We start from the raw sequence: 11,759 nt of genomic DNA on the forward strand, positions 1-11,759 counted from the left end.
ATGAAAAGAAATAATTGGTAATTTAAAAATGGTTGGTTTATTAGGGAGGGAGAGAAAACATGCATAATAAAAAATGGGATTTACGCATTATATGTGCTCACGCTTTTACAATTCTTATATGGGGAACTGCTTTTCCAGCAATTCGTATGGGGCTTGAATCTTATACGCCTGAACACCTTACTTTACTACGCTTATTAATCGCTTCATTTATACTTTTGTTATTTTCATTTATATACAAACTACGACTACCGGATTTAAAGGATATCCCAGCATTTTTTATATTTGGTGCTTTAGGGTTTACTATTTATCACATCGCATTAAACTACGGCGAAAAAACAGTAAATGCTGGATCTGCAAGTTTAATAATTTCAGTCACTCCAATAGTGACGGCAATTCTTGCTTTTGTTTTTTTGAATGAAAAAATGAAATTAAATGGCTGGATCGGTGGTGTAATGAGTTTTGCAGGAATTGCCTTAATTTCATTTAGCCAAGGCGACGCTATTCAATTAAATAGCGGGGGATTATTTATATTATTAGCGGCAATTTCAGAAAGTCTATTTTTCGTTTTCCAAACATCTTACTTAAAAAAATACGGCTTCTTACCATTTACCATATATACAATTTTGTCTAGTACTATATGTATGCTTATTTTCTTACCTGGAGTTTATCAAGAAATACTAGCAGCTCCTCTTGAAGTTAACTTGAGCGTTATATATTTAGGTGTCTTTCCAACAGTACTCCCGTATATTGCATTGGCCTATATTATATCTCGTGCTGGTGCTTCTGAAGCAACAAGTTCTCTATATTTAACGCCAATAACTGCGTGTTTCATTACTTGGATATGGTTAGGAGAAGTGCCAACTTTAGTTTCGATAATTGGCGGCGTGATTACTATACTTGGAATTGTGATTGCTCATATACCAGTATTAAGAAAAGAAAAACATGGGAATTTAGCAAATAATCAATCCGTATAATGTAATTCAATAATGACTTTAAGATACTTTTTTATATAGTTTCTTTCTTATGTTGATAAATATAATATTTTGTATTTCAGTTAAATATTGTATGTTACATTTTATGTAGTAAGCATTTTAAAAGGAGCTGACAACATAATGAATGGAAAAAGAAAAATTTTCACATGTATTTCTATTGTAGGAATCGGACTAGCTAGTTTTTCTAATTCTAGTTTCGCAGCAAGTGTAACGGACAATTCAGTACAAAATTCTATTCCCGTAGTTAATCAACAAGTAGCTGCTGCAAAGGAAATGAAACCATTTCCCCAGCAAGTTAATTATGCAGGTGTTATAAAACCGAATCATGTTACACAGGAAAGTTTAAATGCTTCTGTAAGAAGTTACTACGATAATTGGAAAAAGAAATATTTGAAAAATGATTTATCTTCTTTACCTGGTGGTTATTACGTAAAAGGAGAGATTACAGGTGATGCAGATGGGTTTAAGCCACTTGGAACTTCAGAAGGTCAAGGGTATGGGATGATAATTACAGTATTAATGGCTGGTTATGATTCGAATGCTCAAAAAATCTATGACGGTTTATTTAAAACAGCAAGAACTTTTAAAAGTTCTCAAAATCCTAATTTAATGGGATGGGTTGTCGCAGATAGTAAAAAAGCACAAGGTCATTTTGATTCTGCTACTGATGGAGATTTAGATATTGCGTATTCTCTTCTTCTTGCTCATAAGCAGTGGGGATCTAATGGAACAGTTAATTATTTGAAAGAAGCACAAAACATGATTACAAAAGGTATTAAAGCTAGTAATGTTACAAATAATAACCGACTAAATTTAGGAGATTGGGATTCTAAAAGTTCACTTGATACGAGACCATCTGATTGGATGATGTCACACCTTAGAGCATTTTATGAATTTACAGGTGATAAAACTTGGCTTACTGTTATTAATAATTTGTACGGTGTTTATACGCAATTTAGTAATAAATACTCTCCAAATACAGGACTTATTTCAGATTTCGTTGTAAAAAACCCACCTCAACCCGCACCTAAAGACTTCTTAGATGAGTCAGAATATACAAATGCATATTATTACAATGCTAGTCGGGTACCATTGAGAATTGTAATGGACTATGCGATGTACGGCGAGAAAAGAAGTAAAGTCATTTCTGATAAAGTTTCTTCGTGGATTCAAAATAAAACGAATGGAAATCCTTCTAAAATTGTGGATGGTTATCAATTAAATGGATCTAATATTGGTAGTTATTCAACTGCTGTATTTGTTTCACCGTTTATTGCTGCAAGTATAACAAGTAGCAATAATCAAAAGTGGGTAAATAGCGGTTGGGATTGGATGAAGAATAAGAGAGAAAGTTATTTTAGTGATAGTTATAATTTATTAACTATGTTATTTATTACAGGAAATTGGTGGAAACCTGTACCTGATGATACAAAAATACAAAATCAAATAAATGATGCAATTTATGAAGGATACGATAATTAATTAAATTTGAGAATGGTTACTCAAGAAAGGAATTAGCATACGCTAGTTCCTTTTTAATATTTTGTAAAACATTATCCATTCTAAAATTTGCATAGATATACTTGCTTTTTTCATATACATAGTTACTAATGACTCAATTTTTTCGTGAGAGGAGCGTATTTCTTGGAAAAAGTATTATTTTTCGGAGACCCAGGTATTGATGACTCATTTGCCATTATGTATGGCTTACTGCATCCCGAAATTGAAATTGTCGGTATTGTAACTGGATACGGAAATGTTGAGCATATACATGCTGCACATAATGCAGCGTATATTTTGCAGTTAGCAAATAGACAAGACATTCCTGTCATTAGTGGTGCAACAAAACCACTTACAGAAGAAATTACTACGTACTATCCTGAAATTCACGGAGCAGAAGGATTAGGGCCTATCCATGTTCCAGAAAATGTATTATCTATTCCGATATATAATTTCGGCAGTATTGCTGCGATTCTTATAAAGTACGGAAAAGATTTGACAATTGTTGATGTAGGAAGATCTACCTCGTTAGCAATTGCTTTTAATTTATGGAATGATTTAATGCTAAATGTAAAAGGAATCTATTTCATGGGTGGTGTTTTTTTAGAAGTAGGAAACGTTACGCCGTTAGCAGAGGCAAATGTGTATGGAGATCCTATAGCAAGTAAAATTGTTTTCCATCAAGCAAAGAATTTATTAATATTCCCTTTAAATGTAACAAACAAAGCTGTGTTAACACCAAATGTGTTTGACTATATTCAAGCTAATTCAAAGAATCCATTCCATACGATAATGAAACCAATGTATGATTACTATTTTTCTGCATACCAAAAACTTAATCCATCTATCGAAGGGCCATTGCTTCATGATGTGGTTGCTATAAGTGGATTAGTTAACCAAAGTTTTTTTGAATTTGCGCATCGTACAGTGAATGTAGATACATACGGAGATACGAAAGGACAAACATTTGCTGATTTTCGCCCTAACTCTAAATCTGAAGGAGCCCGTATAGCTTTAGAAATAGATGAACAAAAATTCATTCAAGATTTTATAAAAATCATGTTATAAGCTGTTGTCGAAAAAGGGAATTATTTCACTACGTTGAATATAAAAATATATCCTCTTTATAAAGGAGCTTACAATATTGAATGTCCAGTTAAAGGTTGTTACGAGAGAGAATTGGGAAGATACATTAAAGTTACAAGTAAAAGAAAATCAGTTGAAATTTGTTCCATCCGTAGCAGTTTCGCTTGCTAAAGTATATATAAAACCAGATGGTGACAATGTAGAGTACATACCACTCGCTATATACGATGGTGACCTTATGGTTGGTTTTGTTATGCATGCTGTTGTAAGAGAGACATCAGATATGTATTGGATTAACGGATTTATTATTGATCAATCGCAGCAAGGTAATGGTTATGGAAAAGCAGCATTACAAGAAAGTATTAATATAATAAAAAATACTTTTAAATCGTGTAAAGAAATTAGATTAACAGTACATAAAGATAATATCTCTGCAAAGAAACTATATGAACGATATGGTTTCATATCATTAGGACAGGAGTATGATGGTGAGCAAGTATATCGTTTATTTGTTTAACTATTATGAAGTAAAGGTGTGAAATGAAATATGCAATTTACTGAATTGAAAATTGAAGTATTCATTCCTGAAGAATATATTGAAACATTAAGGGATGAATTAAATAAAATTGGAGCATGTAAAACGGGCGAATATGACCATTGTCTTTCCTATAGTTCAGTGAAAGGATATTGGAGACCTTTAGACGAGGCATCTCCTTTTAATGGAGAAATTGGTCGAATATGCGAAGGGCAAGAATGTAAAGTTGAAATAAAGTGTAAACGAGAACTTGTAAAAGATGCTCTTGAAGTTATTAATGATATGCATCCGTATGAAACACCTATGATTTATATTATACCAATACTAAATGACTATTTTGAGCAACTATACATTGAATAACTAGGAGGAATATCAATTGAAAAGTAAATTCCATCATATTGTACGAGCAGTCATGATAAAAGATGAAAAATTATTAGTTGCTGAATATATTGGCCATCATTATTTTTTACCTGGTGGCCATGTTGAAATTGGAGAATCAGTAGAGAATGCATTAATAAGAGAGTTAAGAGAAGAACTTGGAGTAAACTGTAGTATACAACAATTTTTAGGAGTCATAGAAAATCAATGGCAAGATAAAGAAGTGCTCCATCATGAAATTAATCACATTTTTGAAGTAGAGTCACAAGATTTACATACGGACTTAACACCGAAATCGAGCGAGTCTCATTTAGCATTTCACTGGATAGATTATAATAAAGAAGCCTTAAATCATTATGAAATCATGCCAATGCCTTTAGTGAAGGAATTACTAGAAAGAAAGTTAAGCGATGAACTACTAAATTGTTGGATTAGTAATTTTTAAATCACTTTATTTATAGTAAATACGTCCATCGAATAAATATAAAGAAAATAGGCTGGAAAACAAGGTACATCACCTAGTGTAAGTTCATATTTTGTTGATGTACGCATTTAGTCTATAGTCTTGTTTCTATTTTGTTTACAAAAATATATAAACTTTAACGTTTGGGCGAAATTTATATTTATAAATGGAGGGGTTCGTAATGAATCAGTTTCAACATGAATTACAAACATTAAACCTTAATGATTATCAAACTGGTAATGTTGTGTATTGGGATCAACAACAAAGCCAATATCCATATTATTACATCCAAGGCGATGCACGTCGTTGTGGCGGATGCGGAGGTTGTGGTGGACGCTGTGGCGGTTGCGGCGGTGGCAGATGTGGTGGTTGCGTAGGTTGTGCCGGATGTTTTGGTTGCTTTAATTGCTGGAACTGGTGGATTATTTAAATATAGTACATCATTAATATTTTATATGAAAGAAAGGTGTAAATACTGTTTATACTTTTCTTTCATGCTGTAATTTTGATGTGTATTAAGGGGGATTTATTTGTATACATATGATAAGTTGATTTCTTGGGTAGAGAATATAAAAGAAAAAAATCATAGTTCTGCTACAGCAATTTGTATTATAAAAAATAATAAAGTCGTATTAGAGCATTATAGCGGTTATCACTCAAATACATCGACTAATAAAAAAGTAACCGCATCTTCGCAGTTCAACGTTGCTTCTGCTAGAAAAAGTTATTTAGGATTAATGATAGCGTATGCGCTTTACGAGGGGAAAATAAACTCTATTGATGATGAAGCGATAAAATATTTTAAAGACTTTGATCCTGCATTGCTTGGTAAAACAACGATAAGACATTTAGTAACACATTCACACGGATTAGAAGAAATGAATGACGGGACAATTTTTCGTGAATTTGAACCGGGACAAGCATGGGCATATAGAGATATTAATGTAAGAATGATGACACGTCTTATTTATCAGCTATATAACAAAAGTTTTCCTGAATTGTTAAAGGAGCGTGTTTTTAAGCCTGCTAATTTTCAAGAAACAGGTTGGAGAGTTCAGCGAGATGAAAATTTAGTTGGCGTTGTTAATAATCCAAATGAAGACGCAATTAGTGAAATTGGTACGGTAGATGACGGTACTGAAAAAAATCTGTTTGTCTCAGCTAGAGAATTTGCTTATTGGGGCAATCTTCATTTAAATCAAGGTGTGATAAACGGTAAGCAAATTGTTCCAAAAGAAGTTATAAAAATCGCTACGAGTTTGCAGAGTCCAACATATGTAAATAAAGAGCTACCACAAAATGGCTTGTTTTGGTTCGTTCAAAATGAACCTGCACAATTAAGCGAACTTGGTGAACGTGTTCCAAAAGGGTCATATCAAATATTAGGGATTACTGGACCGACTATTTTAGTAATACCTGAATATAATGTAGTTGTTGCAAAAATGTATAACAAAAGATATAACTACGGCGGTGATAATTACTTATATTATTTACGTGAATTTAGTAATTTAGTCGCTGATACATTTAGTAACGGTAATAGGGCATAATTACTCCTATAACAAAAAGGAGTGATTGTAAGTGAAAGATAAAGTGAACAAAAATAAAAAACAAAATATAAAAGATGTAAATACAGAGCAAAATGCAATTTATAGCGATCCTAAAGATGCAGCTAATATGCAAACTGTACCGCAGCCGAAGGATTTTGATGAAATTGAATATTAATTTTTCATCCGACTATATGATGAATGAAAAATACGTCTTAAGTCTCATCACATATAAGAAATTATTTGATAACATATATACATAAGCATTCGAAAATGGCTTATCTTAACAAAGCTTTCTTTAGAAACATCTGATATAACCTGCAAAAGACACTTCTTTATGAAGTGTCTTTTTGTGTATATGAACTTAATTACCATTTTCCGTACAGTATCTTGCAATTTACGATGGATATACTAACTGTGAAAATCTATGTCAAGATAAAAGAAGGGGACAGTTAGTATGAAACAAACTTCTATAAATCCGTTACTAATTGTTCTAGGTACAATCATTGTTCAAATTGGCCTTGGAACAATTTATACATGGAGTTTATTTAATCAACCCCTTGTAAGTAAGTTTGGATGGAATCTTAATTCAGTAGCGATAACTTTCTCTATAACAAGTTTTTCTTTATCATTCTCAACTTTATTTGCAGCAAAATTGCAGAAAAAATTAGGACTTCGGAAACTTATTGCTACTGCAGGAATTGTTTTAGGACTCGGCTTAATACTTAGTTCACAAGTTTCTTCCTTACCACTCTTATATTTATTAGCTGGTGTCGTTGTTGGTTATGCGGATGGAACAGCTTATATTACATCACTATCTAATTTAATTAAATGGTTTCCAAATCGGAAAGGGCTTATTTCAGGTATATCTGTATCAGCTTATGGAATGGGCAGCTTAATCTTTAGATATATAAACGGAAATCTTATCGATAATCTTGGTGTATCACAAGCATTCTTATATTGGGGCATTATCGTGTTACTTTTAGTATTAATCGGATCGTTCTTCTTACGTGAGGCAATTGTAAGTAATGCTGTAACTGAAACATTGCACAATGACTATACTCCGCGTGAAATGATGCGAACGAAACAAGTATATCTGCTATTTTTTATGTTATTCACCTCGTGTATGGGTGGTTTGTATTTAATCAGTATGGTAAAAGATATCGGTGTACAACTCGTTGGACTTAGCGCAGCAACCGCTGCAAACGCCGTTGCTATGATTGCAATTTTTAATACAGTAGGTAGAATTATTCTTGGGACGTTATCAGATAAAATCGGCCGAATGAAAATTGTCTCTGCAACGTTTATTATTATAGGATTGTCAGTCTTTACTTTAAGTTTTATTCCGCTAAATTACGGAATCTATTTTGCTTGTGTAGCAAGTGTCGCCTTTTGCTTCGGCGGTAATATAACTATATTCCCAGCTATTGTCGGAGATTTCTTTGGATTAAAAAACCATAGTACAAATTACGGGATTGTCTACCAAGGTTTCGGATTTGGTGCGCTTGCAGGATCATTTATTGGAGCGATACTCGGGGGATTTCAACCAACTTTCATTATAATCGGTGTTTTAAGTGTTATTTCCTTCATTATTTCAATATTAATCCGTCCACCAAATGTAGAAAAGAAAAAGGAACTAAAACATTTACATCGGAAAGTAGCTTAATTTTAAAAAGAGTCCTCATGCTAGGGCTCTTTTTTTATTCCATTAACTTTGCTTCTTTACGAACTTATTAAAGACAGGACAATTTCATTATAAAATTGAATAGATAAGTAAAAAGGAGCGTGACACTTAAAATGAAAATAGTACAGCAGTGGGTACAAGAAGATAGTGATTACATAAGAGAGAAAGTAATTGAATACAATCAAAAATATCTTGCAGATGAAGAAAAAACACCTTCAGAAAAGGTTAGTTTCATAGTAAGAAATGAAAAAGAAGAAATAGTAGGTGGGGTAACAGCAATAACTTTTTGGCACCATGTACACGTTGACTTTCTATGGGTTTCTGAAGAATATAGGCATGAAGGTTACGGAAGCAAGTTAATAAAGCTTATTGAAGAATTTGCAATTGAAAAAGGGTGTAGGTTAATTAATTTAGATACTTTTAGTTTCCAAGCACCTGATTTTTATAAGAAACATGGATATAAAGTAATTGGAGTAAGTGAAGATCATCCGAAAGGACATAATCATTATTATTTAGAAAAACGGTTAAAAAGTATATAGAATTTGTTAACGTTAGTATTTGAAATACAAATGCAATAAGGGCGAGGTTATTATTAATTTCAGTATTAATTGAATCAATTTTTATACTAAAACTGCAAGAACGTACTTTGGATAATCTTCCTAAGGTACGTTCTTTTTTTATATCAGTAGCCTATTCTTATTAACTCCAACAATAGCGGTAAAGGCAAGACTTAACTAACTTATATATATTAAAAGGAGTTAATGGTAGAATGAATAGAAGGCAGAAAATTCCTTTTATTTAAAATAGAGGAGGTACATATGAAAAAAGTTAATGTTACATACGCGATTTTGTACGATAAAACTAATGAAAAGATCTTAATGGTAAAAAACAAAGGGGAAAATGGTTCTTATTATACATTACCAGGTGGCGCAGTTAAACTAGGAGAAACATTAGAAGAAGCAGTAATTCGAGAAGTAAAAGAAGAAACAGGGTTACATATAAACGTAAACGGGATTTGTTCTATCAGTGAAGCCTTTTTCGAGGAAAGAGATCATCATGCAATTTTCTTTAATTTTCTAGGCGAAATAATCGGCGGGGAGACATATATATCAAGGCCAAAAGAAATCGAAGAGATTACTTGGATGGAATTACATATAGCAGCACCGTATTTACGCATACCAGAACATTTACTATATTTATTACAAAAGAAAGAAACAGTACCTTATTTTTTTAACGGAACAATCGTTCATCAATCTTCATAAAAATATTATCTCATGTAAGGCGGGGGAAACATGGAGTTTATCGTTAATCACAAACAATTCACTCAAGCACTTTCAGAAGTCAACAAAGCAATATCAACAAAATCTTTAATTCCTATATTATCTGGTATAAAAATAACTGCAGATCAATCTGGAATTACTTTAATTGCAAGTAACTCAAATATTTTTATTGAAAAATTCATTCCTGTTTCAATTGAAGACGAAAAGATTGCAACTATTTTAAAGGTAGGAACTATTGTTGTACCTGCAAAGTATTTCATTGAAATAATAAAGAAAATGCCAAGTGATATCGCAATAAAAAGTAAGAATGAGCAAACTATTAAGATACAATCAGAAGAAATCACATTAAGTTTAAATGGATTTCCTGCAGATGAGTTTCCGAATGTACCGCTTATAGACAATCATGCAGAAATCAAGGTAGAGACAGAGCAATTGATTGAAGTATTTAAACAAACAGTCTTTGCGGTAGCAAAAAATGAATCTAGACCTGTTCTTACTGGGGTGCATATAGAGTTAGCTAATAATAAGTTAATTTGTGCTGCAACTGACTCACATAGACTAGCGATACGCGAAACATTACTTTCCTCAGATGTAAAAGCAAATTGTATTGTACCAAGCGCAACCATTAGTGAACTTCTAAAATTAATGAACAGCAATTCGGAATTCGTATATATCTACCTTTCAGAGAGTCATATTATATTTACGCTCGGAACAACTACATTATATTCAAGACTAATTGAAGGGAAATATCCTAATATTTCTAACCTTATTCCAAATGATTTTAAAACGATTATTAACGTAGATAGAAAAAAGATATTACAAGGTGTAGACCGATCAAGTTTATTAGCAAGTGAATGGGCTAATAACAATGTTAACTTAGAAATCATAAACGAATCCACAATTAAAATTTCTTCAAACGCTTCTCAAATTGGGAAAATATCTGAAACGCAACAAATAGATGCGATTCAAGGTGAAAAACAATTAAATATATCTTTCGATGGGCGTTTTATGGTTGATGCTTTAAGAGCAATAAAAGAAGAAACGATTACTTTAAGTTTTGGAGGTTCTATGCGACCGATATTGATTGAAGCAGGAGAGCAATCTGCAGCAGTACATCTTATATCGCCAGTAAGAGCTTATTAAGGATAGAGGAAGGGATTAATAGACAAAGCAGCAATGGTAATCTGAAATACAAAGCAAAATAATAATAACCTGAATATAAAAGCCATAGATTAATCGATATGGGGTGAGTACGATGAAGAAAATAATTGTTTTACTCATTGGTATAGTTTTAATTATTTTTGCTTTTTATCAATACAACAAAAAAGACTATGCAGCTAAAAGTACTAACTTGTATGTAGAAAACTTTAAAGGGGAAAATGATTCAATAAAAATACAATCTGCTATTAATAAAGCAGAGTCTAGTAAAATTAAAACTGTATTGCTTGATGATAAAAAGTATAAAATCACGTCACCAATCATTGTTAAAAAAGGTGTGAAATTATTATTTGGTTATGGATCTCAATTTGTAGTTGAGGGAAACTTTAGAGTTTTAGAACTAGAGAAAAACGCATCCATTGAAGGAGCGTATATAACTATTGACGATCCTAAATTTAACTCTGAAGTTATTTATTTAGACGGTAAAAATAAATATTATAACACTTGGAACAAAACACAAATAAAAGATATAAATATTATCAATTGGACGGAAACGAATAAAGGTACCGGAATTTCTTTATACTCTGCTGGAAAAGAAAATGAAATTTCGTTTGTTAACTTCGAAAATATTAAAGTTGTAGGAATGGAAACTGGACTGAAATTAGTAGCGAAAAAACCGAGCACCGGACAAGCTTGGATAAATGCCAATCGTTTTATGAACTTTTCTTTAGAAGACTGTGTAAATATGATTTATATGGATAGTCAAGTAACTACGCCAAATGAAATTAGTGGGAATCAATTTACAAACCTTCAAATACAGCCTTCAAATAAAACAAAAAGCATTATACAGGTAAGTGGTCAACATAATGAATTTCATGGGATGGTGTGGGATTTAAATAAGATAAAACATGAAAACGAACTCATTGAACTGACTGATAAGAGTATGAATACAGTGGTTGAAATGTCCAGTGTACCAGCAAATAGAGTATTAGATAGTGGGAGATCCAATATAGTGAAATAAGTTTAAATACAGAAAAAAGAGCGAATTCTTTATAAGAGGATTGGTCATCTCCCTGTCAAGTAGACAGAAATAAAAAGAGTATTATGCCACGGCCTTTTCCCGATATTCTATCGGGGAA

General features: G+C 32.2%; 14 protein-coding genes. All 14 read left to right on the plus strand.

The genetic code is table 11. The features are described 5' to 3' along the window. Positions 1-59 precede the first annotated feature (59 nt). The 14 genes from AB6801_RS27430 (at position 60) to AB6801_RS27495 (ending at position 11,641) form a co-directional block, all read left to right on the plus strand. Positions 60-974 (plus strand): DMT family transporter, encoded by a 915-nt coding sequence (locus tag AB6801_RS27430; protein ID WP_097999654.1) that lies wholly within the window; start codon positions 60-62, stop codon positions 972-974. Positions 975-1,112: 138 nt separating this feature from the next. Further along, a complete protein-coding gene (locus AB6801_RS27435; protein WP_001013601.1) occupies positions 1,113-2,474 on the plus strand; it encodes a family 8 glycosyl hydrolase in 1,362 nt (453 codons plus the stop codon). Positions 2,475-2,636: 162 nt separating this feature from the next. Further along, the gene (locus AB6801_RS27440; protein ID WP_000416780.1) at positions 2,637-3,560 is read left to right on the plus strand and encodes a nucleoside hydrolase; all 924 of its coding nucleotides are present in this window, start codon (positions 2,637-2,639) and stop codon (positions 3,558-3,560) included. Between the two features lie 76 nt (positions 3,561-3,636). After that, on the plus strand, positions 3,637-4,095 hold the full coding sequence (locus AB6801_RS27445; protein WP_001102678.1) for a GNAT family N-acetyltransferase: 459 nt from the start codon (positions 3,637-3,639) through the stop codon (positions 4,093-4,095). A 30-nt stretch (positions 4,096-4,125) separates the two neighbouring features. Further along, a complete protein-coding gene (cutA, locus tag AB6801_RS27450; RefSeq protein WP_001160775.1) occupies positions 4,126-4,473 on the plus strand; it encodes a divalent cation tolerance protein CutA in 348 nt (115 codons plus the stop codon). Positions 4,474-4,489: 16 nt separating this feature from the next. Beyond that, positions 4,490-4,936, plus strand: coding sequence for an NUDIX domain-containing protein (locus tag AB6801_RS27455; RefSeq protein WP_000836836.1), 447 nt, complete (start codon positions 4,490-4,492; stop codon positions 4,934-4,936). A 199-nt stretch (positions 4,937-5,135) separates the two neighbouring features. Continuing rightward, entirely contained in the window at positions 5,136-5,384 is a 249-nt protein-coding gene (locus AB6801_RS27460) for a heterocycloanthracin/sonorensin family bacteriocin (protein ID WP_001071345.1), read from the plus strand. A 100-nt stretch (positions 5,385-5,484) separates the two neighbouring features. Beyond that, positions 5,485-6,501 carry a serine hydrolase domain-containing protein gene (locus tag AB6801_RS27465; RefSeq protein ID WP_370941252.1) on the plus strand — a complete coding sequence of 339 codons (1,017 nt, stop codon included), beginning with the start codon at positions 5,485-5,487 and terminating at the stop codon, positions 6,499-6,501. A 31-nt stretch (positions 6,502-6,532) separates the two neighbouring features. Then, positions 6,533-6,676, plus strand: a complete 144-nt coding sequence (locus AB6801_RS27470; protein ID WP_000653680.1) for a hypothetical protein — start codon at positions 6,533-6,535, stop codon at positions 6,674-6,676. Between the two features lie 279 nt (positions 6,677-6,955). Continuing rightward, a complete protein-coding gene (locus tag AB6801_RS27475; protein ID WP_000815136.1) occupies positions 6,956-8,164 on the plus strand; it encodes an L-lactate MFS transporter in 1,209 nt (402 codons plus the stop codon). Between the two features lie 131 nt (positions 8,165-8,295). Then, entirely contained in the window at positions 8,296-8,721 is a 426-nt protein-coding gene (locus AB6801_RS27480; RefSeq protein WP_000706906.1) for a GNAT family N-acetyltransferase, read from the plus strand. Between the two features lie 279 nt (positions 8,722-9,000). After that, positions 9,001-9,444 (plus strand): NUDIX hydrolase, encoded by a 444-nt coding sequence (locus AB6801_RS27485; protein WP_000757608.1) that lies wholly within the window; start codon positions 9,001-9,003, stop codon positions 9,442-9,444. Positions 9,445-9,474: 30 nt separating this feature from the next. Next, a complete protein-coding gene (gene dnaN / locus AB6801_RS27490; protein WP_000394481.1) occupies positions 9,475-10,605 on the plus strand; it encodes a DNA polymerase III subunit beta in 1,131 nt (376 codons plus the stop codon). A gap of 112 nt (positions 10,606-10,717) precedes the next feature. After that, entirely contained in the window at positions 10,718-11,641 is a 924-nt protein-coding gene (locus tag AB6801_RS27495; RefSeq protein WP_000721076.1) for a hypothetical protein, read from the plus strand. Positions 11,642-11,759 lie beyond the last annotated feature (118 nt).

Origin of the sequence: Bacillus sp. RCC_6_1 (assembly GCF_041360755.1) — a bacterium.
Classification (GTDB): domain Bacteria; phylum Bacillota; class Bacilli; order Bacillales; family Bacillaceae_G; genus Bacillus_A; species Bacillus_A cereus.

Bases quoted from the DNA above. Each gene is read 5' to 3' on its own strand.
- AB6801_RS27430 (WP_097999654.1), top strand. From the start codon at position 60: ATGCATAATAAAAAATGGGATTTACGCATTATATGTGCTCACGCTTTT.
- AB6801_RS27435 (WP_001013601.1), top strand. From the start codon at position 1,113: ATGAATGGAAAAAGAAAAATTTTCACATGTATTTCTATTGTAGGAATC.
- cutA (WP_001160775.1), top strand. From the start codon at position 4,126: ATGCAATTTACTGAATTGAAAATTGAAGTATTCATTCCTGAAGAATAT.
- AB6801_RS27460 (WP_001071345.1), top strand. From the start codon at position 5,136: ATGAATCAGTTTCAACATGAATTACAAACATTAAACCTTAATGATTAT.
- AB6801_RS27475 (WP_000815136.1), top strand. From the start codon at position 6,956: ATGAAACAAACTTCTATAAATCCGTTACTAATTGTTCTAGGTACAATC.
- AB6801_RS27480 (WP_000706906.1), top strand. From the start codon at position 8,296: ATGAAAATAGTACAGCAGTGGGTACAAGAAGATAGTGATTACATAAGA.
- AB6801_RS27485 (WP_000757608.1), top strand. From the start codon at position 9,001: ATGAAAAAAGTTAATGTTACATACGCGATTTTGTACGATAAAACTAAT.
- dnaN (WP_000394481.1), top strand. From the start codon at position 9,475: ATGGAGTTTATCGTTAATCACAAACAATTCACTCAAGCACTTTCAGAA.
- AB6801_RS27495 (WP_000721076.1), top strand. From the start codon at position 10,718: ATGAAGAAAATAATTGTTTTACTCATTGGTATAGTTTTAATTATTTTT.